The sequence below is a fragment of the Photorhabdus asymbiotica genome (genome assembly GCF_003634575.1).
GTDB classification, from domain to species: Bacteria; Pseudomonadota; Gammaproteobacteria; order Enterobacterales; family Enterobacteriaceae; genus Photorhabdus; species Photorhabdus asymbiotica.
The window spans coordinates 1386847-1411877 of record NZ_RBLJ01000001.1; the positions used below are offsets into that span (position 1 = coordinate 1386847).

At 43.2% G+C, this 25031-nt stretch carries 30 protein-coding genes; 11 read left to right on the forward strand and 19 right to left on the reverse strand.

Annotation, left to right across the window (positions count from 1 at the left end; all coding sequences use genetic code 11):
- Nucleotides 1-54: 54 nt before the first annotated feature.
- From BDD30_RS06080 to sctW, 18 genes are all read right to left on the reverse strand, one after another.
- A complete protein-coding gene (locus BDD30_RS06080) occupies nt 55-504 on the reverse strand; it encodes a lysis protein (RefSeq protein ID WP_012777246.1) in 450 nt (149 codons plus the stop codon).
- Nucleotides 505-513: 9 nt separating this feature from the next.
- Nucleotides 514-915, reverse strand: coding sequence for a hypothetical protein (locus BDD30_RS06085; protein ID WP_012777245.1), 402 nt, complete (start codon nt 913-915; stop codon nt 514-516).
- A 9-nt stretch (nt 916-924) separates the two neighbouring features.
- Nucleotides 925-1251: a phage holin, lambda family gene (locus tag BDD30_RS06090; protein ID WP_012777244.1), complete on the reverse strand. Its 327-nt coding sequence runs from the start codon at nt 1249-1251 to the stop codon at nt 925-927.
- Nucleotides 1252-1764: 513 nt separating this feature from the next.
- Nucleotides 1765-2562: an alpha/beta hydrolase gene (locus BDD30_RS06095; RefSeq protein WP_041381628.1), complete on the reverse strand. Its 798-nt coding sequence runs from the start codon at nt 2560-2562 to the stop codon at nt 1765-1767.
- A gap of 809 nt (nt 2563-3371) precedes the next feature.
- Complete coding sequence (locus BDD30_RS06100; RefSeq protein WP_012777242.1) at nt 3372-3764, reverse strand: YscW family type III secretion system pilotin; 393 nt, start codon at nt 3762-3764, stop codon at nt 3372-3374.
- On the reverse strand, nt 3761-3994 hold the full coding sequence (locus tag BDD30_RS06105) for a T3SS regulon translocated regulator ExsE family protein (protein WP_012777241.1): 234 nt from the start codon (nt 3992-3994) through the stop codon (nt 3761-3763). Before BDD30_RS06105 ends, BDD30_RS06100 begins: the two co-directional genes overlap by 4 nt.
- Complete coding sequence (locus BDD30_RS06110; RefSeq protein ID WP_012777240.1) at nt 3991-4434, reverse strand: type III secretion system chaperone; 444 nt, start codon at nt 4432-4434, stop codon at nt 3991-3993. The genes BDD30_RS06105 and BDD30_RS06110 overlap by 4 nt, the downstream gene beginning before the upstream one ends.
- A gap of 385 nt (nt 4435-4819) precedes the next feature.
- Entirely contained in the window at nt 4820-5713 is an 894-nt protein-coding gene (locus BDD30_RS06115) for a YopD family type III secretion system translocon subunit (RefSeq protein WP_012777238.1), read from the reverse strand.
- Nucleotides 5714-5725: 12 nt separating this feature from the next.
- On the reverse strand, nt 5726-6904 hold the full coding sequence (gene sctE / locus BDD30_RS06120) for a type III secretion system translocon subunit SseC family protein (RefSeq protein WP_012777237.1): 1179 nt from the start codon (nt 6902-6904) through the stop codon (nt 5726-5728).
- Complete coding sequence (locus tag BDD30_RS06125; protein WP_012777236.1) at nt 6885-7394, reverse strand: SycD/LcrH family type III secretion system chaperone; 510 nt, start codon at nt 7392-7394, stop codon at nt 6885-6887. The genes sctE and BDD30_RS06125 overlap by 20 nt, the downstream gene beginning before the upstream one ends.
- 9 nt (nt 7395-7403) lie before the next feature.
- The gene (locus BDD30_RS06130; RefSeq protein WP_012777235.1) at nt 7404-8360 is read right to left on the reverse strand and encodes a virulence-associated V antigen; all 957 of its coding nucleotides are present in this window, start codon (nt 8358-8360) and stop codon (nt 7404-7406) included.
- 10 nt (nt 8361-8370) lie between these two features.
- Nucleotides 8371-8649: an LcrG family type III secretion system chaperone gene (locus tag BDD30_RS06135; protein WP_012777234.1), complete on the reverse strand. Its 279-nt coding sequence runs from the start codon at nt 8647-8649 to the stop codon at nt 8371-8373.
- Nucleotides 8650-8695: 46 nt separating this feature from the next.
- Nucleotides 8696-9124, reverse strand: a complete 429-nt coding sequence (locus tag BDD30_RS06140; RefSeq protein WP_012777233.1) for an LcrR family type III secretion system chaperone — start codon at nt 9122-9124, stop codon at nt 8696-8698.
- Nucleotides 9121-11244, reverse strand: a complete 2124-nt coding sequence (gene sctV, locus BDD30_RS06145; protein ID WP_012777232.1) for a type III secretion system export apparatus subunit SctV — start codon at nt 11242-11244, stop codon at nt 9121-9123. Before sctV ends, BDD30_RS06140 begins: the two co-directional genes overlap by 4 nt.
- A complete protein-coding gene (gene sctY / locus BDD30_RS06150) occupies nt 11241-11570 on the reverse strand; it encodes a type III secretion system chaperone SctY (protein ID WP_012777231.1) in 330 nt (109 codons plus the stop codon). The genes sctV and sctY overlap by 4 nt, the downstream gene beginning before the upstream one ends.
- A gap of 2 nt (nt 11571-11572) precedes the next feature.
- The gene (sctX, locus tag BDD30_RS06155; RefSeq protein WP_012777230.1) at nt 11573-11938 is read right to left on the reverse strand and encodes a YscX family type III secretion system protein SctX; all 366 of its coding nucleotides are present in this window, start codon (nt 11936-11938) and stop codon (nt 11573-11575) included.
- A complete protein-coding gene (sycN, locus tag BDD30_RS06160; RefSeq protein WP_012777229.1) occupies nt 11935-12306 on the reverse strand; it encodes a type III secretion chaperone SycN in 372 nt (123 codons plus the stop codon). The genes sctX and sycN overlap by 4 nt, the downstream gene beginning before the upstream one ends.
- Nucleotides 12303-13442: a type III secretion system gatekeeper subunit SctW gene (gene sctW / locus BDD30_RS06165; RefSeq protein WP_012777228.1), complete on the reverse strand. Its 1140-nt coding sequence runs from the start codon at nt 13440-13442 to the stop codon at nt 12303-12305. The genes sycN and sctW overlap by 4 nt, the downstream gene beginning before the upstream one ends.
- A gap of 224 nt (nt 13443-13666) precedes the next feature.
- Here sctW and sctN point away from each other — a divergent pair, with 224 nt between their 5' ends.
- Genes sctN through sctU form a run of 8 tightly spaced genes read left to right on the forward strand, consistent with a single transcriptional unit; the run spans nt 13667 to nt 20467 of the window.
- On the forward strand, nt 13667-14992 hold the full coding sequence (gene sctN / locus BDD30_RS06170; RefSeq protein ID WP_012777227.1) for a type III secretion system ATPase SctN: 1326 nt from the start codon (nt 13667-13669) through the stop codon (nt 14990-14992).
- On the forward strand, nt 14989-15450 hold the full coding sequence (locus BDD30_RS06175; protein ID WP_012777226.1) for a type III secretion protein: 462 nt from the start codon (nt 14989-14991) through the stop codon (nt 15448-15450). The genes sctN and BDD30_RS06175 overlap by 4 nt, the downstream gene beginning before the upstream one ends.
- 9 nt (nt 15451-15459) lie before the next feature.
- On the forward strand, nt 15460-16788 hold the full coding sequence (locus tag BDD30_RS06180; protein ID WP_012777225.1) for a type III secretion system needle length determinant: 1329 nt from the start codon (nt 15460-15462) through the stop codon (nt 16786-16788).
- On the forward strand, nt 16785-17714 hold the full coding sequence (gene sctQ, locus BDD30_RS06185; RefSeq protein WP_012777224.1) for a type III secretion system cytoplasmic ring protein SctQ: 930 nt from the start codon (nt 16785-16787) through the stop codon (nt 17712-17714). Before BDD30_RS06180 ends, sctQ begins: the two co-directional genes overlap by 4 nt.
- The gene (gene sctR, locus BDD30_RS06190; protein WP_012777223.1) at nt 17711-18364 is read left to right on the forward strand and encodes a type III secretion system export apparatus subunit SctR; all 654 of its coding nucleotides are present in this window, start codon (nt 17711-17713) and stop codon (nt 18362-18364) included. Before sctQ ends, sctR begins: the two co-directional genes overlap by 4 nt.
- 2 nt (nt 18365-18366) lie before the next feature.
- Entirely contained in the window at nt 18367-18633 is a 267-nt protein-coding gene (sctS, locus tag BDD30_RS06195) for a type III secretion system export apparatus subunit SctS (RefSeq protein ID WP_012777222.1), read from the forward strand.
- Nucleotides 18630-19418 (forward strand): type III secretion system export apparatus subunit SctT, encoded by a 789-nt coding sequence (sctT, locus tag BDD30_RS06200; protein WP_012777221.1) that lies wholly within the window; start codon nt 18630-18632, stop codon nt 19416-19418. Before sctS ends, sctT begins: the two co-directional genes overlap by 4 nt.
- A complete protein-coding gene (gene sctU, locus BDD30_RS06205) occupies nt 19415-20467 on the forward strand; it encodes a type III secretion system export apparatus subunit SctU (RefSeq protein WP_012777220.1) in 1053 nt (350 codons plus the stop codon). The genes sctT and sctU overlap by 4 nt, the downstream gene beginning before the upstream one ends.
- Here the strand turns inward: sctU and BDD30_RS23485 are convergent.
- Nucleotides 20435-20599: a hypothetical protein gene (locus tag BDD30_RS23485; RefSeq protein ID WP_170152945.1), complete on the reverse strand. Its 165-nt coding sequence runs from the start codon at nt 20597-20599 to the stop codon at nt 20435-20437. The two genes, sctU and BDD30_RS23485, sit on opposite strands and share 33 nt — an antisense overlap.
- Nucleotides 20600-20971: 372 nt before the next feature.
- Between BDD30_RS23485 and BDD30_RS06210 the strand changes: the two genes are divergently transcribed.
- The 3 genes from BDD30_RS06210 to BDD30_RS06220 all read left to right on the forward strand — a co-directional run bounded on the left by BDD30_RS06210 (nt 20972) and on the right by BDD30_RS06220 (nt 24963).
- Nucleotides 20972-22873 carry a patatin-like phospholipase family protein gene (locus BDD30_RS06210; protein ID WP_211338299.1) on the forward strand — a complete coding sequence of 634 codons (1902 nt, stop codon included), beginning with the start codon at nt 20972-20974 and terminating at the stop codon, nt 22871-22873.
- A 9-nt stretch (nt 22874-22882) separates the two neighbouring features.
- Complete coding sequence (locus BDD30_RS06215) at nt 22883-23281, forward strand: type III secretion system chaperone family protein (protein WP_012777217.1); 399 nt, start codon at nt 22883-22885, stop codon at nt 23279-23281.
- Between the two features lie 863 nt (nt 23282-24144).
- A complete protein-coding gene (locus BDD30_RS06220; RefSeq protein ID WP_012777215.1) occupies nt 24145-24963 on the forward strand; it encodes a helix-turn-helix transcriptional regulator in 819 nt (272 codons plus the stop codon).
- The last annotated feature ends 68 nt before the right edge of the window (nt 24964-25031 follow it).

Genomic DNA, 25031 nt, shown 5'->3' on the forward strand with positions numbered 1-25031 from the left:
ACCACCCCATATCTACATTATTTCACATTGTGCAATAACATCATCAAAACTCAGCTACTGACACTGAGTTTTGATGTATTCCTGCAAGTATTTAGTTTGCCTCTCGTTCTCAACAATCATTCTTCGGAGATCGAAATAATCTTGTTCAGCTGCCGGGTTAAATCGTGGGGTTCCTGCATGGCCCACGCTGCCGGTGGAACTGGTTTCGCCCTGACTACAGGTTGCCGCGATGCGCAACCTGAGACGACCAGCGGCAACATCACCACGAAGAGCATCAATTTCAGATTTAGCATTAGCAAGCTCCTTCGTATGTTTATTATCCAACTCAGACAGGAGTTTTATCCGCTCCTGCTGGCTGACTATTTCATTCTGCTGCTCCAATAACCGACTCTGTAGCTGAACTGTTGTATCAAGCTGCTTGGTATATTTACCGTAATAGTGATAAGCCAGCAACGAGATAAGTGCCAGGGCAACAACAGCATAACCATGAGAGTTAACCTTCATAATATCGCTCTACAAAAGTGAAAAGGCTTTATCAATGACCGCATTGCTATAGGGCTGACTACCATTTTCCATGGTAATAATCGATTTAAGAAGTTTTGTCATAAATGTCTTATCGAAGACATTAATAATCTGGTCGCGGGTAGCACCCGTATCTTTACAAACCCGGCTTATATAAGCATCGGTATTATTTTCATTGGGAGGAGCCCATCGTGAAATGATCCCCTTCACTGTTTTAAGGCCATGTTTCCGATTGTAATTATGTAAAATTTTAATCATTGCCCGGATACCATACTCAGGACTGACAAACTGACAGAAAGATTTATCAGTACGTTGTGATTTAGGTACTAAACCTAGCCAATCATCACCCCAGCGAATATTGCCAGGGTTATTATTCCGAATGCCTCTGCTCATAATTTGCTCCTACTGCTTGTTGCCTGTTTTATTATTAACAACTTTTCTTAAGATCTGACCAAAATAATCAGTTCCCAAGTAACCAATAATGACACTACCGATGTAAGCCAAATCCGTGCTCATACCAAAGAAATCCAGCACATCACGGATAAACCAGGCAATCATGGCACACATAATGGCATCCATAATTGTCGTCCAGAATTTACCGCCGTTATATCGACCTCTGAGATAAGCCATTGCAGCAGCCAGTGCCGCGCCTATACCTTGTTCTTTGACTGACAGCAACCATAACCATAGCTGCATCCAGATGTCAGGCTGTTTATCCATGTATTTCATCCTTTCCTCCCATTCATATAATGGGAATCCATAGGCTGCTGTGTAGCCTTAAATTTGAGTTAATAGGAATACTGCGAAATCAGTAGAATAAGAAAAGGCCACACATAGCGCAGCCTTAAATTTTGTTAGGTGATTACTTACATTTAGTATAATACCGCACTCATCAACAATTCTCAGTTATGCATCATTATGGATAAAAAAATTAGGATGACAGATGGATATATAATTAGTTGAAATGTTCATTATTCCAATAAAATAATATTCCTATTGATAATTATTACTGACTGCTTTGTGAAAATCCGACTGAAAGTTTATTTTTTAATGTTCTGATATCGTATTACTGGATTAAAAGGCAAGATATTATTATCTTGCCTCGAGCTTGCCACTTTCAAGTAGCTATTATTTCGCTAAGCTTAAATTCTATAATGAACTGTTATATTGCTATAATGAATTCACTTTTATCAATTCATTTCAATACAGGGTGAATACTAACCTAAAACAGATCTCTCACATCTATTCCTTTAATATAAAAATTTTTAAAGTACGGTAAACCTCTTCAGGTTGTTCAAGTATACCCAAATGTGTTCTGGCACTTTCCAATCTCTTAACCTGGAAAAAAGAGTTCTCATGAGAAAATTTTTGCTGCTCCAACAAATAATTGTCTCTTTTATCTAAAGAATAAATATGAATACATTGATGATGCCCAGATAAAAGTTTCAATCTATCTAGAGGAGAACCATATCTGCTATATGCTCCCGCTATTGCCTTTCCCGCCGCTTCCCACACAGTAAAACCCACTTGTGACATTTCTTTAACCAAGTGATCCTTAACAACTTTATTATTTCCACCTCCCATCCAGGAATTAAATAAAGAATCCCTTGCCGAAACCCAATTTTCAGGATCTTGTATATAGTTAATTGCTTGAAAGAATTCAGGCTCAGGATTAGTCATAATCCAGTCAAGAAATACGAGCGCAGAAACTCTCTCTGGCATGATCTCTGCTAGATCGGTAGCAATCCAGCTAGCATGTGCAACTGAAACCGGTATAAATTGCTCTATTTCTAATGAGTTAATCAATGAAACAACATCATTTAACAATATCTCTGGAGTCAACGGTAATACAGATTGTGAAGATAGTCCGTGATTACGCCAATCCAGGCTAATAATTCTGAAAGTTTCCGAAGCCAACGCTTCAAAGGGCATAAAAACTGTTTTAGGTTCACACCATCCAGGAAGAAGTAGTAATGTGATTGGACCTATACCACTATCATTGTAATCTATTTTTATATCATTGTAATAAAATTGACTCATAATCCTATCCTCAACAGAAAGAATAACGATAACCTAAGATCTACAACAAATTGTCATATTAAGATCTTATTGTCTATACCCTAATTATTTTTCACCACTAAATAGCACTAAAAGTAAATAATTCAGAGCACAATCATCATTAATTCATGAATTTCCTTAATGCTAAGATTAAATTACAAGGTATAATAAACTATAATTCATGATAATTATGTACACCAGGTAATAAATATTTCACAGTAATTTCTTTAAGGTAAACTCTTATATCTTTTTCTTATGCAAAATAAAAAACCAATTCTATTATTGCATGGCGATTAGTTGAATTTCTTAAATATTTTTTATCTTTAATTTATTTATAAATTTCAATAATTGAATCAATTACAGTACTAATTTTATTAAAATTAGCATTATTTAATTTAAAGAAAATCAATAAATATAGAAGGGTAATTTTATAATCATCATATTTCTATTACAAAGTAAAAACATCCAATAACATATAAAAATAAAAAATTTTCATTTAATAAATAAACCTAATAGACATTTAATATTAAAAATTAATTGAATTATATATTACAAATAATATGAATAATAAATGCAATGTAAAATAATTAGATAAAAATTAAATAGTATTTATACCCTTCATCCTTCAAGTTGCTGCTTTGTTGGCTGCTTTCACTCACCCCAGTCACATAGTTATCTATGCTCCTGGGGATTCGTTCACTTGCCGTCGCGCTGCAACTCGAAATCTATTGGGTATAGACACTTATAAATAAACATTATTTTTTTATTGCTGAAGAATTTGCTATTCAGTCTTATAAACATTCTGGATAACACGGTAGGGGAGATAATTGCACTATGACCTTTTTTCCTGCAACAATCCATTGTTGACTCTTTGCCTGTATTGCTCGTTCCCCATCCCAATGTAAACGAGTTCGCAAGAACAAATCTTCATGAGAAAACTGTAATGACCCCAAACGCATGGAAAAAGTAAGCGGTAGCATATCCAGGCGATAACGCATCTTACCCACTGTTAACACTTTCCCTTCAACGACAGCAAGCAACGATAGTTCAACATTTGCAGTTTTGGATAGAGGAACCAGCATAGTCACATCCCCCTCAATCAACCGTGATGTCCCATTATCTGTTACGTTACTTACACACCCGACAATCAGCAAACACAACAACATTAGCCCCTTTCTGGTCATAACAAGCTGATCCGACGTTGTGACAATGGTGTATGCTGCCCATCTAACAAGCGTTGCAATACTGCCTCATGTTCAAGCTCTATTACAAGCCCTCTACTCAGCACAACAGAAAGCGGTTCATGAACATTTTGCGATATATGCCCTGACGTAACCCGATAACCACAACAAAGATTATCATTTTCATGAGATACTTTTGTTAAATGAATGGGTAATGAATTTTCAATTTTCATACTCGCATTCCCAAAGATTCATTCTGTTGAGTACCAGTCGAAAGCTGAGCCTGCAATAACTCCTGCCAAAACTCAGCATGATCTAGCATACTCGAAAGGCTTTCCTCAAAAGCAGCCAGATTCAGCCGGCTGGCCGCCATTTGCCGATAAAGCTGCACCATTAACGTTGACTCATCAAAACCAAAGTGAAGATCAAACTGATACCAATGACGATTAAAACTGGCTAATTGACGGAAAATCCCCTCTCCAACCGCAGTAATATCAGCGACATCTACCTGTAAAACTAGTTGATCACGTTCAGGAATTAAGATCAAAGAGAGGTGAAGATGCTCATCAAAACAGAGAGCAGCCACACCTTCATGATTCAAAGCTAAGTGTGGCAAACCGAATTTGGCAGCAAATTCAGCCAAAACTTGGTTGATGATAACTATCACATCCATGGGTTACTCCCGCAGAGAAGGAAATCAGGCAAACTTGAAGCTACCACGCAGTTAAACAAGCGGGTTAATCCCGCAGAAAAGGGATTTAGTTTACTACCACCATCTTTTATGCCTCTGTCACTCAAAGGCAATTCTTTTAATAAAAAGGTCACCCCGGTAATTATTAAAAACCAAACACCGGAACATAGGAAATTTCTTTCTTACTTAACACATTCTGTCGGTTAAGAATTGAAATCTTGATTTGGTATTTTCGCTTTCTGGTACCTTTGGCGGTGTTAGTAAATTTTAAAAAAAGAGAGCAAATAGCAGTATCCATTTATAAGAGCGCACCGGAAGGTGCGCTCAGGTTTGTTATATGACACTGAATCTACTTACTCTGTCCGCATTACACGACACCAGTCGCCGCACGCAATGCCTGGACATGGCTCTGATAAATTTGCTGTATCAATTGCAAAACATCTCTCATGAAATTGTTATCTAATGAAATCTGATCTTCACTCTTTTGTTTTTCATGTTGAGCAATAGATGCATCTACTTCATGTTCCTTAACTTTAGCCTGAGAAAGCCCCTGCTCCACTTGCACTGAATTATTAGACATGCTCTCTAAAGATTTCATCACTGCACTTAAGAACTGCTGTTTGCTGTTACGATCTTCAAAAACCACGGTAAGAGATTTCAAAGCCTTTTCATCAAGAAGTTGAGCGTTAGCCCATACTTTACCAACCACAGCACGATCCACATCGCCATTTTTACCTAGCTGTTGCAGCTTAAGATCAATCAATTCGTTCCGACCAGCAATATTATTTTCCAGCGTCCTCTGCTGCTTAACCGTCTGACTATTTTTAACACTAGAGAAGATACCTATAAACCCTGAACCAACAGTCATCAAGCCGGAAACTACAGCCGTAGCAATCATCAGCTTGGCTCCATGTCGCATCTCATCCACTTGTGACTTCTGAGCATCAATGGACGCTTTATTCTCAATGTCACGCTGTAAAATACCCAGTTCGCGCATCCTCTTGGCGATCTCAAAAATCAGCGACATCATATCCAGAGTGTTACTTAATTCTCGTTCGGCATTCCCTAAGCGATTGAGATCGAGATTCTGTTTCGGTGCAATCAATACAACCCGATTCATTTGCCCCGTTTTTTCCGACGGTTGAATAGCGGCTTCATGTGCTGTCTGTGTCGAAATAGAAATTTCGTCAGTTTCAAGGCCAACAATGTGATTGGAAGTGACCTTTTGACCACTGACACTAGCACTATCATTAATCCCCATCTTCATTACTCCCTAAATTTCCTGTGGTCGGCTGGCAAGGTTATTTATCATATCTCCCTTGGCATTAAGCATCTGTAAAATCATTTCCATTACATGTTGGAAAGACTCCACCATTTGGAACAAGTCCCCTTTGAGCTTATCCATAAGAGCCTGAAATGTGGTCAATTCGCTACGTGAAAGCTGTACATCGGCCTGTCTGTTAGCCGCTTTACTCTGGAAGGCCGCATTGGCAGTTTGAGCAGCACCATTAGCAAGATCAACTGCCATATCACTCACCTGTGTAACCACCTTCATCCCTCGAGCCGCGGTATTAGCTGCTGTACCAGCCATTTTTGCAGAAAACTCCACCGCCTTTGTTGCCACCCTAGCCGTCACTTCAGCCACTTTACCGCCAATCTTAGCGCCCATTTTAGCTATCAAACCTGCGGCGGAACCACCAAAACTGACTGCCGCCGCAGCCACAGCCATTGTAACCTCAATCGCGGTTATAACTGGCCCCAACCATTTCATAGTTTCCTTGCTAATTAAACCGTCTTGAGCCGCCTGTTGTAATCCCTGAGAAACCACACCCATTACTCCTCCAGCAATCAGCAAAGCGCCTGCTACTGCGCCAACCCCGGTAGCAACCATGATTGCCCCAACCACAATTGAGGCAATCGCACTAAGCCACCCAAAGATTTTAGAGAACAACCCAGATTTCTGCGCCTCTTTGGCAGAATTTTCTGCTTCTTTGATCTTCTGCTGATTCTCATCCATTTTCTGTAAACTTTGCTGACGCGCCCGATGAATATCCTGAAGCTTAAGATTCGTCTGATTACGTTCAAGCTCACTGGTCAGTTTGCCCAGCTCAATTTCTATTTCCTCAAATGAGGATATCGCCAGAGAGGCCAACCGCGAAGTTTCTGTCAGTTTTACTGCCAATTCTGCTATCAGCCCCGTTGCTTGCTCGGTCTTTTGTCTAATTGATTCGAGCAGATGATCTACTTCCTTTTGTTGTTGTACATCAAGACGAGTATTACTGACTGACAATGGTTGCGGTAATACCACTCCTGATGTCGCGACTATATTGTTAGGTTGTATATTACCCGCTTGGCTAGGTGTAAAGTGATCATCCTTTTTAAAAGGTGTAATCGCAGGGATATCACCAACTGGAAAACCGCCCCGTAGTGGATCATTTGCTATTAGATTCATCTTCCTGAGCCCTTTTTATCGTAATGGCTTCTAACATTGCACTAGCACTGGCAACCAAAGCCGCCTGTTCCGGCAAAGCTGCCGCAAGTTGTTTAGCCGAGTAGAATCCACTCTCAGCCCCATCAAGCTCTCCTAGTCGCATTAAACATTCGGCAGCATGAAATGGAAAACGAGGCTCGTTAACATCAAGCATTGCCCCATAGCTATAACTTTGGATAGCCTGTTCCAATTGCCCCATTGCTTGACGACATGCTCCCAACCCAAGAAAGAATCGGTGATCATAGTGATCCAACATGCATAAAGCCTGGAATATTTTATGCGCATCCTGCCATTTACCTGACTGGTACTGGTTGAACGCCAAAGAATAAAGCTGTTCCAGCGTATCACTGGAGACATCCCTCAACATGGCAAGAGTGCCACCATCATGAAAAAAAGCCTCCAATTCTTGTGCATACTGGTCAGAAGTGGTAGAGGTTTCTTGGTACTCCATAATCATTCCTTAAATTGCGCCGAGAATATTGCGCATAATGCTGTCATACTTCTGGATAAAACGGTTTAACGCTTCAATAGCAGCATTAAAACGGGAACTCACGTCATTTAAACGAGTCGTTCTTTCCTGGACAGAGTTGTTGAGTGGATTTACGCGATCATTGACAGAAGTAGAGAAGTTGGCCAAACGATTATTATCTTTGTCATATTCATACGAATTCGCCAGACCTTTCATAGCTCCACTATGCTTATCGGGACTTTCTAAAAATGCCTTAATAGAGATAGGTTCAGAGGATATCTTATTTAACAGCTTATATTCTGTACTCTCCGCAAAAGCGGTTTCATCGCTAAAACCATATTTCTTATAGTCCCGCAAGTCGAAAGATGTACTGTCAATCGAAAGCTTCTGCTCACCATCCTTAGCTGACAATTTAGCATTAATCTCCGATTGAATAACACTGTAAATCTTTAGCTCCGCAGTTAATTCAGCCAGCTCATCACGCAACTGACGCCGTTTTTCATCATGACGCAACATGACCGAAGTAAACACTTCGATGACATCATCATCAAGACGATCAGGCGTCAAATTAAAATGAACCACAGACAGGAAATCTCTTAATGTCCAAGTTGTCGATGCCTGATTATTCAAGAAGGATTTAAGATTATCGATCCCATTTTTTATTTGGCTATCTAAGTGGCCATCCTTGACAACAGCATCCGCTGGCAGGAAATAGGCAATCAGCTTTTTCAGCAGTTCTTTATCGTCAGTGATAACCTTGGGATCAAAACTTGGCCCGTCATCCTTACTTGGATCGTATTTCACTTCAATCTTAATCCCCTTAGCAAGAATAAGTTGAACCAATCCATCAAGCTCTGAAGATTTAGAACCCTGTAGTTGCTCCGGCTGAACTGACTTCAGATCGTCCAAGAAATGTTGTGGGTTGCTGTGATATGACCTAATTTCCACCTTTAAATCCTTATACAATAATGCCACGCATACCAGGTGGACGACGGGGACGTTTTCCCTCTTCCAGAGAATGAACATAGCTGTTTCGCAAGCGATTAATTTCTGTCAGCAGTTCCTGTTCAGCATTTTGAACCAGAGAAAGGTCAGAATTGCCAAACAGTTCAGCACCCACACTTGGCTTAATACCAAGAGACTGCCACATCTCCTGTAACAATTGCAGCCTGTGATCACTGTCCTTAATGGCTTCCTCAGCGGCTTGCAGTACTTTGGCATTAGGTTTCTCTTGCATCAGTGGCTCCTATAATAAAGAGAGATATTGATTCTTCCTGTCAGAGTTAGACTTTTTTTTGTTGTTTTCTCATTTGATGTAACGATATTACGCAACTGGCTTCTAACTCGAACCAGCCAGGCGCTACTTCACTCGCACCTGTCCAGCGGTGATAAAATCGGGTTAAACGTTCATCATTAAGAGGAGAGTCAACTAGCGTATTAACTTGACCATAAAGCCGGCTACCCGGCCCAAGCACTGTCATAGCGGCTGTAGCCAACAGATAAAGAGGCGCAAATGGATTAGCAAGTCCCCGCCGTTGCTGAGTACGACGTAACATTATGATCCAAACTCGCGGAGCATCGTAGCGCCAGGCAATTTCACAGCCTTCACACCACACACGCCAACCTAGAGGAATTGAACTACTTCCCATACAATGAAGCTGCACTGGATAACCCCGTTCCTCAAACCAAGACGTCAGCGGATCATGATTCATAGACAAACCCGACCAAGAGGTTGGATATTGATCTGTTGAGTCAATTCCTGATACGAGAGCACAGGTAAGCTGTGATGATCACCTTCAATTAACTTACGTACATAGCGACGAATATCCATTGATACGATCAGCACCGGTTTATTCTGCATCTGTGTTAAATCACCCACCGTTTTTCGCATCTGTTCAAGGAAATTTTGCGTCACCGCGGGGTCAAGTGCCAGGTAGCTACCAGCACTTGTCTGACGAATACCACTACGGATCTGTTCCTCCACCTGTTGATCTAACAGATAAGCAGGCAAGATGTTGTTGCCATTAGCATACTTGTAACAGATATAACGCTTGAGACTGCTGCGAATATATTCCGTCAATTGCACCACATCCTTCTCCTTCTGCCCCCACACTACCATAGCTTCGAGAATCGCACGTGTATTACGAATAGAGATGTCCTCTCCTACCAACCGTTGCAATATCTCGGTCATCCGCTGTAATGGGATTATGCGCATAGCCTCCTTGACCAACTCACCGTAACTGCCTTCCATCTGCTCCAGAAGATAACGGGTTTCCTGAACGCCAATAAAATCTTCCGCATATTCTCGCAGCACATGTGACAAATGCCATGTGATCACTTGAGACATTGATAAAACCGCCAATCCGGACTTAGATAAACGTTCTTGATGCGCTTCATCTACCCACAAAGTTGGTTGATTAGGTAATAGTGGTTCACCTTCCTCATAGGGGATAGCCAACAATTCCAACTGGCTGACTGGTTCCTGTACCAGCAAGTGTGCCGAACGCAATCGACCACGGGCAACAGGTACCTCTTGTAGTTGGATCAAGTATTCCCCTTCCTTCATACCCTCATTAAAGCGTAAGTGGATACCCGGAAATGGGACTCCCAAGTCCAAATAGAGGGCACGTCGTACCCGTATTAACTCATCATTTAGCGAAATCGCTTCCAGTTCAGCTTGTAACCCAGCATCCACATCAATAAGTAAAGGAACCGTCATAGCGAATTCCTCTTTTTCCCCAAGTTTCCCACCCTTGGCCTTACTACCGATTTTAGGCTTAGATTTAGGTTTAGCTGCCGGGGCACCAGCCCCTTGGGCTAACAAGCTGGGAAGGTCAGTTTGCTGGTTGGCGTTAGCTTGCTGCTGACGTTGGAACAAGAAATAACCGCCTCCAGTTACCACCAGCGCAAGCATTAAAAAGGTTAATGTCGGAAACCCAGGAATAAGACCAAACAACACCAATAAAACACCACCAATTAGCAGCGCCTTAGGTTGAGCGACGACCTGATCACCAATCTCATTACCCAGATCCAAAGAATCTTCTGATGAAACCCGAGTAACAATGATACCTGCCGTGATAGCAATCAACAGTGCTGGGACCTGAGCAACCATGCCATCACCAATGGTTAAAATAGCATAGAGTTGCAATGCATCAGCCGCTGCCATCCCCTTCTGAGTAACACCTATAGTTATTCCCCCCAGGATGTTGACAAAGATAATGAGGAGGCTAGCAATGGCATCCCCCTTGACAAATTTCATTGCACCATCCATCGAACCAAACATCTGGCTCTCTTTTTCGATAATGCTACGCCTCTCCCTAGCTTCATTAACGTCAATAACTCCAGCACGCATATCTCCGTCAATACTCATCTGCTTACCGGGCATCGCATCAAGGGAAAAACGGGCGCTAACCTCAGCCACACGTTCCGAACCTTTGGTTATGACGATGAATTGCACAATGGTGATAATCAGGAAGATCACTATCCCTACTATCAGATTTCCACCAACAACGAAATTACCAAAAGTATAAACAATCTTCCCGGCGTCAGCCTGCAACAGAATCATTCGGGTGGTACTCACTGAAAGCGCCAAGCGAAACAGGGTTGTTACCAGCAACACGGCTGGGAAAGCAGAAAATTGCAAGGGCGAGTTTATATAGACTGCCATCATCATTAGTACGACCGAGATAGTCATATTAATGGCGATCAAAATATCAAGCAGGACAGGAGGAAGTGGCAACACCATCATAAAGACAACAGCCAACAACAATATTGCCAGCATAATATCTTTGCGCTCGCCGATCAGACGTAATAATTCAAACCCGCGATTCATGGTAAAGTCTCTTGGGAAAGATAACGCTGATAAGCACTACGTGCTTCTTCTAAATTTCCCTCTTGTTGGCAGGCTCGGCTAACACAAAGCCAAAGGGCAGCACTTTGGTCTCCCTGTTTCTGTAAAAACGTACAATGTTCTCTCGCCACTGTCCCTTGTTTCAGCTTAAGTAACGAAACCACCAAGGCACGACGCCCTTCTTGGTGTTCAGGATGCAAGGCTAGTAATGCATCTAATAAAATACGAGCTCGGTCAGGGTGACCATACTGGAGTTGAAGCCAGCCAAGCAGCAGCAAAGCGCTCTGCTGTTTAGAACTAAGAGTCATGGTCATACCTTGTGTAACAGGTGCAGAGCCATCTGCAACAACTGTTCATCTTGATTCATATTTTCCAACAAGGAAACGGCATTCCGTACTCTAATGTCATCACCTTGTTGTAAAGTCTCATGCAGGCTACTGACAGCCTGACGGAAGTCATACGGGCGTAAAAGAGAATGAAACCCATCTTTTGGGCAGGCAAAGGCCAATAAAGTCTGATCGGCTTTGTTAGCCGGATAAAGACGTGCTGAGTGAGTCTCAACAGATTGACCATCAGGCAATAATACATAGCGATCGGGCAAACCAATCCCTATCTCTTCCTGGCTGATCGCCGTCAGTTGCTCAATTCCTATATGGGCGGAAGCAATTCTACTCACGAAGCGAGCACCTCACGCTGTACTCTCAACAAAGAACTAAATGCCTGATGTAACAAAGGCAACGTTACACATCGTTCATCTAATGTAACAAACAACAACAAACGATCATCCCCCAACCAGCCACAACGCAAGGGCAATTCAGGACCCAACCCGCTAAAAGTAAGCGACATCGCCTTAATCATCACGTCTCCCCTTTGATGCCAAGAGATTTCACGGGCTAGCCAAAGCGTTAATAACCCACCATAGCGTTCAATCTGTAACGTGCCAGAGTACTCAAAATCGATTTGGATCAAAGAGCTGGGAACATCAGACATTTCCATACCCAAATCCTGACAAAACTGGAGCAATTGTGACTCTATCCAGTTCATGATGTTCCTTCTCCTGACCACAGTTCGTCTTCTTCTTTCTCAATTGCTGCATCAAGCACCAGTTGACAGGAATTAAGCAGATTTTGGCGCTGCTCCTCATCACTAAACACTTCCACCGGAATCAATCGAATTAATTGTTTCAACTCCCGGAAGAAATAAATTTGAGTTTCACTATCCTGCAATTCCAAAGCATTACCGAGCATTTCAACATCCCGCACATTAGCCCAGCGTTTCTCAATCAGGGAAATAACATCCCCCATAAGGTCAGAAGGCCAGTATGACTTGCTTTCTTCCTTCACTACGCTTTTATATAACAACTCAACCTTAGCCGACACAGTGTTAACCAAACGTAGCTTCTTCATATCATCCATAACACATTGCAGCTTAGCAGACTCAATATTTCGCGGTTGGCTTTCCAGATCAGCAACCAAAGCTTTCATGATGAATCCTGTTACTTCCTTCAAGGGACTGTTCTTAAAATTTGATTGGATATCTCGCCAAGCCGCTGACAACCCTTGATAATCCATAACAGCATCACGATAAATGTTACGTAATGCCTGCAAATTGCCAACCCCATTTCTGGCTGCTACCGTGGCATCAGGCGTAATGCGAGCCCCCAACTCGATAGCGATTCCCTGCTCTTGTGCTAAACGTGACAACTCCTGCTCAATCAATGCCAACATGGCACGGGCCTCTGGCCTGCCTGCTAGCGCATCACGGGCCTGACTCAACGCATAGAATTGTTCACTCACTTCTCCAGAGAAACTTTCCAGATAAGCCTGTAACTGCGAGATATTGGTCAACTGGCCGCTATTTAAGTGAGAGATCAATGCCTTAATCTTTTGTTGACGCTCCAGATCCGGCACTTTCTGTAAGTACTCACTCACTAGCGCCTCAATTTCCCGCACCCTAGCATGCCCATCGCTAACTTTACGTTTGGATAATGGCATATCCTTACGTTCCGAAAATGCAAAGGTCATCTCTTCAGCCGCGTCAGCTAAAGACTGGGATGCAGCAACCAGTACCACTTTCTCTCCCTGAAACTGACCGATTTTAGCCTGCTCCTGTTGCGCTGTAATTTCGGCACCGGATTCTGGCAAAGTCACCGAATGAAGATGATTCTGGATAATATCCATAGCCTATCCTGTCATATCAGAGTTAATTAATGGACAAATTATAAAGATACCGCCCCGGGGCCTATGCCAAAATCAGTCGTGAATTTTTAGCAAAATCCGCCGGAAACCGCGTCTAATGCGAGTGGCGAACTCCAACCATTTTCTAAAAACTCCCGACTCAAACTACAATCTCTCCGCCATTCCCTGCTTTATAGTGTTTAAAGCAGAGGTTACATATAACGATCATGAAGCTTTCCCTAGACCACATTCCCGGCCAAATGCATCATGCTATTAATGAATGTCGACTGATTCAGATTCGCGGCAGGGTTACCCAGGTTACAGGCACACTGCTTAAAGCAGTTATCCCTGGTGTACGGATAGGTGAACTTTGCCACTTGCGCAATCCTGACAACACATTGTCGCTCTTGGCAGAGGTTATAGGCTTCCAACAACATCAAGCTCTGTTGACACCACTTGGTGAGATGTTTGGTATCTCTTCTAATACAGAAGTGAGTCCAACCGGTGCTATGCATCAGGTTGGTGTAGGTGATTATCTATTAGGGCAAATTCTTGACGGGTTGGGTAACCCATTTTCTGGAGGCCAATTACCGGAACCACAAGCCTGGTATCCAGTTTATCGAGATGCCCCAGCCCCCATGAGTCGTAAACGGATTGAACACCCGCTCTCACTTGGCGTAAGAGCCATTGATGGCCTGTTAACCTGTGGTGAAGGGCAACGTATGGGGATATTTGCCGCCGCAGGTGGCGGGAAAAGTACGCTGTTATCTACATTGATTCGTAATGCCGAAGTTGATGTTACCGTGCTGGCACTCATCGGTGAACGAGGTCGGGAAGTGCGAGAATTCATCGAATCTGATCTAGGTGAAGAGGGGCTGAAACGCTCAGTATTAGTGGTCGCTACCTCAGATCGTCCCGCGATGGAGAGAGCTAAAGCCGGGTTCGTCGCCACTTCAATAGCTGAATACTTCCGCGATCAGGGCAAACGTGTACTACTGCTGATGGACTCCGTGACCCGTTTCGCCCGGGCTCAACGAGAAATAGGTCTGGCGGCTGGTGAACCACCGACCCGACGAGGATATCCTCCATCAGTCTTCGCGGCCTTACCGCGGTTAATGGAGCGTGCGGGTCAATCTGACAAAGGTTCGATCACCGCACTCTATACCGTATTGGTAGAAGGAGATGACATGACAGAACCCGTAGCAGATGAGACTCGTTCTATCCTAGATGGCCACATTATTCTGTCACGCAAGTTAGCCGCTGCTAACCACTATCCGGCCATTGATGTATTACGTTCCGCTAGCAGGGTGATGAGTCAAATTATCACCCCCGAACATCAAGCTCAGGCCAACCTATTACGTCATTGGCTGGCTAAGTATGAAGAAGTTGAACTTCTGTTGCAGATTGGAGAGTACCAAAAAGGACAAGATCCTGTTGCCGACAATGCTATTGCGCATATTGAAGCAATACGTGGTTGGCTGCGTCAAGGCACTCATGAGCCAAGTGATCTGCCACAAACTCTGGTGCTCTTACAGCAGATAACAAAACAATGATTAGCCGTTTACAACGCATAAAAGCATTGCGCGTCAAACGCGCTGAACAACATTTGTCATTACAACAAATGAAGCTGCAAACAGCTCATCAGCACCATGAACAAGCCTTGCGAAACGTGCAAAATTACAGTCAGTGGCGAATAGCAGAAGAACAGCGTCTTTTTAAACTGTGTCAAGGCCAGCCCATTGACCGCAAAGGGCTTGAACGTTGGCAGCAACAAGTTGCTCTGTTGCGCAAAAATGAAGCACAACTGGAGAGGAAAGCCGCTGAAATACTCGAACAAGTAGAGCTAGAACTCCGCCAATTACAAGAGTGCCAACGCGTATTGCATCACGCACGCCGGCAGCAAGAAAAATTTAATGAGTTAGGTCGTCAAGAACAAGAGGCGCTCCGTATCCAAGGTGAATACCAAGAAGAGCTGGAGCAAGAAGAGTTCCACCGCCAAGCAAGAGTATAAACAGAGAGTATGAAACCACTGACAGCTATCGGAAAAGGCGTTTCCCCACTCCCAGAATCCCCTGTGGCAGCAGATGCAGACTTGCAACGCCGTTTCGAACAGGCTATCGCCTCTCACACCACCAACACACGCCAGCCAACAACACGACGGACGGAACAACCGTTAAATGACCCAAAGGCAAACGACAAAACAACGAATTTGTATTCCATGGATGACTCAAATGAGGAGCTTTCTTCATTCGATTCCATGCATCTGACAACCGATGACCCGAATATACATGCCTTACCGCAGACATCCCCTAGCATACCTTCCTGTTCACACAACAGAGAAGAGAGCTTGGCTAACCCGAATCAGAGAGAAACCTTACCAAAATTTGCTCACCGCCCCATTGAGGCCATCACAGAGATAAAAGAATCATTGACGTATGAACAAACAAATTTTCTGGCGGCACCAAGTATCCCAGAGCTTCACCTAGACTTAAAGTCAATTAGTATTATGTCTTCTGCTATACCTAATCCTGATATAACAGCTATTCCTGCACAGAAAAACGCAAATGACGAATTGGTAGCCTACCCAATGACTCAGGCAACGCCTGATCTCCCAGTGAACCCAGACCTGAAAACGTCATCTGCTCTTGACCTAGAGCCAACTGACATTATGCCCACGGTTGCTTCTCATCCTGACACAACAGCTATTCCTGCACGAAAAAACACAGGCAATGAGTTGGCATACCGTCAAAACACACAACAAGGAACAATCCTTCGCCAGCAAGAAGACTTAACTTTAGCTATGCCGGTCCGCTATTCCAACGAAATCAGAATTAGGGAAGGAAAGACCCTTGCCGAAACTGAGATACATCATTTGTCAGCGTCAAAGCCAAAAGAGTCGGATACTCATCCTTCCTACCCTAATGAATCAGACGGCAAAGGGGCCTTCTTCCCACCAACACAACTTCTGCCAGGAGAGCGCATACTCGCTACGATGCAAGCCACTTCAGCCACCGTTCCTCTTTTAGCAACGCTAATCGATAAATTGAGTGTAGAGATCAGCATCACATTAACACAGCAGCAGCGCCCGACGACATTACATCTGACACTGCCTAACCTAGGTGCTCTTGAGATCCAACTCACCAATGAGAATGGCAAACTTCAAATAGAGATTTTGGCAAATCCGACAACCCAACAACTACTGAAGCAGGCACGCTCTGAACTACTTGAACGCCTACAGCACCTTTACCCAACACAAACTATCGATCTCTCTCTTCCGTCTCAAACGGATAGCGAACATGGTTCACGCCAACGTCGCAGCATATATGAAGAATGGAAAGATGATGTATGAATAGCCTGACCTTACCTAAAGTCTCATTAGAAGAATTGACCTTGCGTCAGACCCTAAGTCATTATCAGCAACAATTTAGCTGGGTTAATGGTCACCTCTCACTTGATGTCGTCTCCCCTCCCCAAACGCTGGACAGAGTATTGCTGGCCCACTGGAAAGGACATACATTCTCTTTTTATTGCCATGCAGCTGAACTGGCCCTGTGGCTCGCTCCTGATCTGCAACAAGCAGACTTATCCTCACTTCCTCAGGATCTATTACTATCATTGCTGGAATACCAGAGTAAGATGCTATCTGATCTATCATGGTCAGCACTACGTACTACATCAGCCCCCTCTTCATCAGCCTGCGTACTACTGCGTTTTGAGCGACAAGGTGCCACATTACCGCTCTGGTTAACAGAACCCTCTCCCCTACTTGCTATATTGCCCAAACGTCAACCGGGGGAGTACCTGACCATTCCATTACTCCTTTCTTTACAATGGGGAGCGATAAACCTGACCTTAAACGAATTTCGCACCTTGGAATCCGGGGATGTATTGCTACTGCCTCCCCAACAGCAACCAGATACTCCTCTGTTAGGGTATCTGGAAGGACACCCTTGGGCCTACTTTAAATACCATGAACATAAACTGGAGTTAATCACTATGCATACACTCTCTTCTGACAGTCCCAACAGCACTTCACCAGTACCGGACTTAAACAGCTTAGAGATTCATGTTAGTTTTGAAGTAGGTCGCCAGACTCTGGATTTACATACACTCACTAGTCTACAACCCGGTTCATTACTCGATCTTGGCGTCCCGCCAGATGGTGAAGTACGTATTCTCGTCAATCAAAAGTGTCTCGGCTCAGGGCGGCTGGTGGATATTCAGGGACGCCTGGGAGTCAGAGTTGAACGCCTTGCTATGGAGAAAGAATCATGATCCAGCTACCGAACGAGCTGGACCTCATCATCGGGCTTGCTCTACTCTCTCTGCTTCCCTTTATTGCAGTGATGGCTACCTCTTTTCTCAAACTGGCTGTGGTATTTTCCTTACTGCGTAACGCCTTGGGAGTACAACAAATCCCGCCCAACATGGCTATGTATGGGTTAGCAATTATCCTCACAATCTATGTGATGGCTCCGGTAGGTTTCGCTACTCAGGATTACCTGCGTCAAAATGAAGTTTCATTCAGCAATGCACAATCAGTAGAAAAATTCCTGGAAGAAGGCATGGCACCTTACCGGAACTTTCTAAAACAACATATTAAGTCCAGTGAACGAACTTTTTTTATCGATAGCACCCGACAAATTTGGCCAAGCCAGTATGCGAACCGGCTGGAGCCAGATAGTTTGTTAATCTTACTACCAGCCTTTACGGTCAGTGAATTAACCCGGGCATTTGAAATTGGGTTTCTTCTTTATTTGCCATTTATTGCAATCGATCTCATTATTTCTAACATTCTGCTCGCAATGGGGATGATGATGGTCTCTCCTATGACCATTTCCCTCCCTTTCAAGTTACTACTATTTGTCTTGCTTGATGGCTGGACACGCCTGACACATGGCCTTGTCATCAGTTATGGAAGTTAAATATGAGTAATGCTGATATTTTACATTTCACCAGCCAATCCCTCTGGTTAGTGTTAATCCTTTCCCTGCCACCTGTATTGATGGCTGCCGTGGTGGGAACATTGGTTTCTCTGATCCAGGCACTCACCCAAATACAAGAACAAACACTGGGCTTTGTCATCAAATTAATTGCGGTTATTATCACCCTGTTTGCCACTGCTACCTGGCTTGGCAATGAACTCTATAGTTTCGCCAATATGGCCTTTTCCAAGGTGCCTCTGATCAAATGACACTACAAGAGTTCCAGCAACACATACTTGCTTATACCCTGCTGTTACCACGCATTATGAGCTGTTTTGTGATATTTCCTGTCCTCAGCAAACAGATGCTGGGAGGGGGAATGATTCGCAACGGTGTGGCCTGCTCATTGGCTCTTTATGCTTATCCAACAGTGGCAAATAATCCACTACCCACATTCGGCAGCCTGGAATTGATGCTATTGCTTGGTAAGGAAGTTCTGCTTGGCCTATTAATTGGCTTTATCGCTTCTATCCCATTTTGGGCCATGGAAGCAACGGGTTTTATCGTAGATAACCAGCGGGGGGCAACCATGGCTTCAGTACTTAATCCTTCACTGGGAAGCCAAACCTCGCCTACTGGTCTGTTATTAACTCAAACCCTGATAACTCTTTTTTTCTCCGGCGGCGCTTTTCTTAGTCTACTTGGTGCCTTATTTCAGAGTTATAACAGTTGGCCGGTAACTCAGTTTTTCCCCACAATTACCAATCAATGGATCAGTTTTTTCTACGGTCAGTTCAGCTACCTATTGCAACTATGTGCCCTAATGGCTGCCCCCTTGTTGATAGCCATGTTTCTGGCAGAATTTGGATTAGCACTGATTAGCCGTTTTGCTCCTTCTCTCAACGTCTTCGTGTTAGCAATGCCGATCAAGAGCGCAATCGCCAGCTTGTTACTGGTTATCTATATCCAGTTACTGATGCACTATGCCTATGATAAGGTGTTGTTAATATTCTCCCCTCTACACATGTTAACCCCTATCCTGGAGGCCCCATGAGTGGAGAGAAGACTGAAAAACCTACCCCCAAGAAACTCAGAGATGCCCGCAAGAAGGGCCAGGTAACTAAGAGTACAGAAATAGTCTCTACCTCCTTAATCTTGGGGCTGGTTGGTATGATAATGGTTATGTCTGATTACTATTTGGAACATCTGAGTAAACTGATGTTGATCCCAGCTAACCTACTGGAAAAGCCGTTCCCTCAAGCTCTCAATCACGTCGTTGAAAACCTGATGCAGGAACTGGTCTACCTCTGCCTGCCAATTCTGAGCGTTTCCGTTTTACTATCGCTGGCATCACACTTCGCTCAATACGGTTTCCTGCTAAGTGGGCATTCAATCAAGCCTGATATCAAAAAAATCAACCCTGTTGAAGGTGCTAAAAGAATTTTTTCTATCAAAAGTTTGGTGGAGTTCATCAAATCGATACTTAAGGTAGGTCTACTCTGCACCCTAATCTGGGTTACTCTGGAAGGCAATCTACAGGGGCTACTAAATCTACCGGAATGTGGGTCAAGATGTATTATTCCTGTACTTGGTATGATGCTAACCCAGTTAATGACTGTATGCGGTATCGGATTTATTATTATTTCTATCGCCGATTATGCTTTTGAACACTACCAACATATCAAGCAGCTTAGGATGAGCAAAGACGAAATTAAACGGGAATATAAAGAAAGTGAAGGCAGTCCAGAAATCAAAAGCAAACGACGCCAATTCCATCAAGAATTACAATCAAGCAATATGCGCGCCAGCGTCAAGAATTCATCAGTGATCGTTGCCAACCCAACCCACATTGCCGTTGGTATCCGTTATAAGAAAGGCGAAACCCCACTGCCTCTTATCACGCTTAAGTTCACCGACGCACAGGCCCTACAAGTTCGACGCATTGCTGAAGAAGAAGGCATCCCGGTGTTACAGCGAATTCCTCTCGCCAGAGCACTTTATCAAGATGGTCTCATCGACCACTATATTCCTGCTGATCTTATCCAAGCCACCGCAGAGGTTTTACGTTGGTTAGATCAATGGCAGGATCGTTCTCCTGAATGATAACCTTCTCCATATATTAACTTTTTGAGATACAAAACCGCACCATGTTGATAACCCCACAGGCAAACATTCACTATACCCTTCATCCTTCAAGTTGCTGCTTTGTTGGCTGCTTTCACGCACCCCAGTCACATAGTTATCTATGCTCTTGGGGATTCGTTCACTTGCCGCCTCGCTGCAACTCGAAATCTATTGGGTATATGTTTTAGTCATCGCCGGCAGCTCTTTATTTAAGGTTTGTCCAACTTATCGCTTGTTGGACCACCTTTCTTTTAAGTGACGAAGCAACTTGATAAAAACCCGACTAATTACGTAAAACGATTTGCGAGTCCTTGCATTAGTATCTTCCTAAAATTCTTTCGGAGAATATTTAAAATGCAAATTCACATTAATCCTTTAAAAATTTCTTCTCCTGATTATGAAGCAACAAAAAGTCATTCATCCCCAACAAACGTTACCAAAGATCCCATAGTTCAAAGTCTCACTAGTACTTTGAAGAGTGCAGTGGCTACTTTACGTCTCCCAACAGAACCGGCCATTCGCAACCAAATCCAGTCCCCAACGGCACAGGGTAATGCCACAGTTATGGCAGAAGGTGCTGGAAAACGAAACATTACGTTAAAACAATTTGAAAATGGTAGTGTCAGCCTGGAGTTAAATCGCCCCCCCTTAACTAGCCTGGTACTCAGTGGTGGAGGCGCTAAAGGTGCCGCCTACCCCGGCGCTATTAAAGCATTAGAAGAACAAGGAATGCTAAACGGCATCCGCACCATGTCAGGTTCTTCTGCGGGCGGGATCACTGCCGCATTATTGGCTTCTGGTATGGATGCAGCGGGCTTTAAAAAACTCTCTGATGACATGGACCTAATTTCCTTGCTAGATAAACCCAACAGCAAAGCACAATTAAATCCGCCCCCTATCACCCGTTCCGGAAAAAAGTTTGCTGGTCCTTTTGGTGCGGTAGGGAAACTAGTTGACCTGCTTTATAAGTTGCTTCCGCGTATACAGTCCAAGGCGGTACCACTGGAAAAAGTTATCCGCCAGGAATCCGCTAAATCGATGTTAAAACAGATAGCAGCCCATCCAGAACTTTCCAATAAACCTGACATTATGTCCATCCGCGATCGACTCAACAACGGAGGTGGAGTGACATTTAAGGATTTGGATATTCTGAGTAAACACATTCCCGAGATAAAAGCATTAAACATTACCGGAACCGCAATGTTTGATGGCAAGCCACAAATGGTCGTCTTCAGCTCAACACTCACTCCTTACATGGAAATTGCGCGGGCTGCCCATATTTCAGGCTCTTTCCCTATCGTATTTTCTAAACCTGAAGAACACAGCCAACCTTTCCAGTCAGAACAAGAAATTACCCACTTCCAGGACGGGGGAGTGATGCTAAACGTGCCTGTCCCTGAAATGATTAATCCACATCATCAACACTCCCCTATTCGGCAAAATGACAATCTGATCTTGGAATTTGAAGGAGAGAAGGTAAAAGTACCTGCCAAAGGTAATCTTGGTTCGGCAATAGTAGATTGGATCGTAGGTGCACCTGTCACTGCCAGGAGCGCATTACAGACCAATGAGCTGAAAACATACAAAGAACAAATAGTCACAGTCCCTTTAAAAACAGAGATGGGTGATTTCAGCGATACGCTCAGCGGTACGTTGAATTTCACCATGAGCGGGGAAATCAAAAACCAGCTACAAGAAAAGCTAGACTCCGCTGTCACAGAGCACTTGCAGAATCGGCAACAACAAACCGAACATCACCGTTTTGATAACCTGGAACAAGCGTTACTCTCTCTGGATGATGAAATGTTCTCTGCTGTTGCGACACAATCCAAGGAATCAACCTCAAACATTGCTCAATTCCGTACTGAAGCCCGGGAAGCGCTGTCTGAATTAGCTGCTGCGATTATCAGTGAAGAGAACGATAATACGTTAACCATAACTCCATTCATGCAATCTGCATTGCAGAAGCTGGATGCCTTAGCGACAACCCCTGAACGTAAGGCATGGATTGCTGGAGAATTGAATCAGAGTGATAACCCAATATTCCAGCGATTACTCAGCGCCAGTGCCGGAAAAAAAATTGACTCATCTGTATTAGGACAAGCACTGACAGAAGCAAGACGCAGAGATATCGCCAATATTGCGTTGAATATTACACGTGAAGTCGTTTATCCATCATTATTCCGGATGGGACAACCTGCCTCTAACATCGCACTACTACGTAAAGTCGAACACAGCCTTGCCAGAGCAACAACCGCCGAGCAAGTCAACCAGGCACTGACAGAGCTGGCGGACAATTATGGCGCAAGAATGAAACCTTGGAAAAAACCGTTCTCTTCAACAACAGTAGAACTGGCTAAGGCTTGGATGATCAAAACAGCATAGGAATAGAATATGTTACAAGAATGGTTAAAAAAATATCAACTGGAGTTGCCTTTAGCAGGAGAGACACTGCGCATTAAAAACAAGCAAGGTCCCGATGTGTTGCTAGAAAGATTTGATGAGAATTATTTACTGGCAGTCAAATTGGGCGATTATCCAGGTAAAGTTCTGCAAGGCGTCATGCTGCAATTATTGCAAGTGAATAATCCTTTTTCAGCTTTATACCCTGCACGGCTAACTGCTGATGTTGCTGGGGATTTACTGCTATGGTTACCGCTTTCCACAGAAGCAACAGCAGACGAATGTGATTCTGCTTATCATAAATTACTTGATGGTCATCAAGCCCTAAGTCCTATGCTAAATCCGCCTGACGATGACATCACTAAACCTTCAGAAATGATGTTTGTTTAACGTAATAAGTGCAGCATTGAGCATTGGTATAAACATCTCCCAGTGTTCAATGCAAACAAAAACACCTCAGGCTCACGTCTCATCATCATGACCAAACTGCATTCAAATAAATTTATGATAAATAAAAATCACTGATGATGGATCAATATCCGTTAAACGATATTAAAATAAACAATTCAATGTAGTCAGGTTGATTTCTTCTTTTTATCGATTGATCAAATTGTTCAAACCAGATTTGAATTTCTTATCAAGTGATCTACTATTATGCGAAGACCATTTGAACTATTAGATTTCATTTCATATTGATTTCTATACTTTTAATCAATTAATATTCAGGGGTTCATTACAATAATTGACGTATTCTGAACCATCCATACATTACTTGAATAATAAGGGAGAAAATTTAAGTTTGGATAAAAATATTGATTCATGACTCACTGCCTATCACATTAGGTTATTTACTCTGTTGTTTGTAATAACAGCATGAATATGAACGGTGCTTACTATTCATTCATAAGCATGTCATTCACAAGCATGGTCTGCGACAATTACACTTACTGGGATAGACTTTAAGAATGCAAAATCGACAGGTACTTGTTATTATGCAAAAAAATTTATCACTTTTCATCTGTCGTTTATAAAACGTGAAAATAATACTATTATTCAGACAGGGATAATGTACCTGCCAGAAGAAAAACATTTTAATCAAAAGGCGTTACAACTCACCATCCAGTTAAGTACTTAAAATTATTCTTCCTGTCTATTGCAGGTAGTAAAACCAAACAAAACATATATTTAATATCAATAAGAATAACGCTATTTATATTTTTTTAAGACAACATCAATAGATCCAGGACAATAAAATGAACGGCATCACAACATCAGGGAAAGGAATGGATATTACTCTATTCCAGAGTAGTATGCCTGCCTTCAACGTTATAGAGCATCATCAGGAAGGGATATATATCCTGCTCGAAGGCGAAATGACATGGCAGGACAGCACCAATAGCTACGACATCTCCCATAACGAGCTGCTTTTTGTTCGTCGTGGCAGTTATGTAGCAAAAACTCGTAGTGATACTTGTAAGCTACTTTGGTTGCCCCTAAGTACACCTTTTCTTCACGGTTTTCTGCAACGTTTTGGTACTCTACTTAGTGAAGTCGAGCGGCACAATGTACCCGCCCCCGAATTGATTGCATTTACCTCATCTCCTCTATTGTCTCAAAGTATTAACGGTCTGGTCGATTTATTGGCTCATGATTACCCCACAGCTTTGGGCCAGCTAAGAACGGAAGAATTGGTATTGTTGATGGCATTCGGGGAGCAAGGTGCGTTGCTCATGTCAGTATTACGGCAATTGAGCAATCGTCAGGTAGAACGTTTGCAGATCTTTATGGAAAATCACTACCTCAAAGAGTGGAAGCTCAGCGAATTCGCTAAGGAATTCGGTATGGGACTAACCACTTTCAAGGAATTGTTCCGTTCTGTATACGGAATATCACCACGAGCTTGGATCAGTGAGCGCCGTATTCTTTATGCACACCAGTTACTACTCAATAGCGAAATGAGTATTGTTGATATCTCTATGGAAGCTGGATTCTCCAGCCAATCCTATTTTACTCAAAGCTACCGACGGCGTTTCGATTGCACACCCAGTCGGGCTAGGTATGGCAAAGAGTAACGATTGGCTAAAATAATCTGACGTTTTTTACAAGTTAACTCGTGGCCTGACAGATAAAATAAAGCCAT

Excerpts from the sequence above, each read along its gene's own strand:
- BDD30_RS06100 (WP_012777242.1), bottom strand. The coding sequence starts at position 3,764 with ATGACCAGAAAGGGGCTAATGTTGTTGTGTTTGCTGATTGTCGGGTGT.
- sctQ (WP_012777224.1), top strand. The coding sequence starts at position 16,785 with ATGAATAGCCTGACCTTACCTAAAGTCTCATTAGAAGAATTGACCTTG.
- BDD30_RS06110 (WP_012777240.1), bottom strand. The coding sequence starts at position 4,434 with ATGGATGTGATAGTTATCATCAACCAAGTTTTGGCTGAATTTGCTGCC.
- sctU (WP_012777220.1), top strand. The coding sequence starts at position 19,415 with ATGAGTGGAGAGAAGACTGAAAAACCTACCCCCAAGAAACTCAGAGAT.
- sctN (WP_012777227.1), top strand. The coding sequence starts at position 13,667 with ATGAAGCTTTCCCTAGACCACATTCCCGGCCAAATGCATCATGCTATT.
- sctW (WP_012777228.1), bottom strand. The coding sequence starts at position 13,442 with ATGGATATTATCCAGAATCATCTTCATTCGGTGACTTTGCCAGAATCC.
- BDD30_RS06220 (WP_012777215.1), top strand. The coding sequence starts at position 24,145 with ATGAACGGCATCACAACATCAGGGAAAGGAATGGATATTACTCTATTC.
- BDD30_RS06180 (WP_012777225.1), top strand. The coding sequence starts at position 15,460 with ATGAAACCACTGACAGCTATCGGAAAAGGCGTTTCCCCACTCCCAGAA.
- sctR (WP_012777223.1), top strand. The coding sequence starts at position 17,711 with ATGATCCAGCTACCGAACGAGCTGGACCTCATCATCGGGCTTGCTCTA.
- sycN (WP_012777229.1), bottom strand. The coding sequence starts at position 12,306 with ATGAACTGGATAGAGTCACAATTGCTCCAGTTTTGTCAGGATTTGGGT.
- BDD30_RS06140 (WP_012777233.1), bottom strand. The coding sequence starts at position 9,124 with ATGAATCATGATCCGCTGACGTCTTGGTTTGAGGAACGGGGTTATCCA.
- BDD30_RS06125 (WP_012777236.1), bottom strand. The coding sequence starts at position 7,394 with ATGGAGTACCAAGAAACCTCTACCACTTCTGACCAGTATGCACAAGAA.
- sctV (WP_012777232.1), bottom strand. The coding sequence starts at position 11,244 with ATGAATCGCGGGTTTGAATTATTACGTCTGATCGGCGAGCGCAAAGAT.
- BDD30_RS06115 (WP_012777238.1), bottom strand. The coding sequence starts at position 5,713 with ATGGGGATTAATGATAGTGCTAGTGTCAGTGGTCAAAAGGTCACTTCC.
- BDD30_RS06095 (WP_041381628.1), bottom strand. The coding sequence starts at position 2,562 with ATGAGTCAATTTTATTACAATGATATAAAAATAGATTACAATGATAGT.
- BDD30_RS06090 (WP_012777244.1), bottom strand. The coding sequence starts at position 1,251 with ATGAAATACATGGATAAACAGCCTGACATCTGGATGCAGCTATGGTTA.
- BDD30_RS06135 (WP_012777234.1), bottom strand. The coding sequence starts at position 8,649 with ATGCAAGAGAAACCTAATGCCAAAGTACTGCAAGCCGCTGAGGAAGCC.
- BDD30_RS06215 (WP_012777217.1), top strand. The coding sequence starts at position 22,883 with ATGTTACAAGAATGGTTAAAAAAATATCAACTGGAGTTGCCTTTAGCA.
- sctT (WP_012777221.1), top strand. The coding sequence starts at position 18,630 with ATGACACTACAAGAGTTCCAGCAACACATACTTGCTTATACCCTGCTG.
- BDD30_RS06105 (WP_012777241.1), bottom strand. The coding sequence starts at position 3,994 with ATGAAAATTGAAAATTCATTACCCATTCATTTAACAAAAGTATCTCAT.
- sctS (WP_012777222.1), top strand. The coding sequence starts at position 18,367 with ATGAGTAATGCTGATATTTTACATTTCACCAGCCAATCCCTCTGGTTA.
- BDD30_RS06085 (WP_012777245.1), bottom strand. The coding sequence starts at position 915 with ATGAGCAGAGGCATTCGGAATAATAACCCTGGCAATATTCGCTGGGGT.
- sctE (WP_012777237.1), bottom strand. The coding sequence starts at position 6,904 with ATGAATCTAATAGCAAATGATCCACTACGGGGCGGTTTTCCAGTTGGT.
- BDD30_RS06080 (WP_012777246.1), bottom strand. The coding sequence starts at position 504 with ATGAAGGTTAACTCTCATGGTTATGCTGTTGTTGCCCTGGCACTTATC.
- BDD30_RS06175 (WP_012777226.1), top strand. The coding sequence starts at position 14,989 with ATGATTAGCCGTTTACAACGCATAAAAGCATTGCGCGTCAAACGCGCT.
- sctY (WP_012777231.1), bottom strand. The coding sequence starts at position 11,570 with ATGACTCTTAGTTCTAAACAGCAGAGCGCTTTGCTGCTGCTTGGCTGG.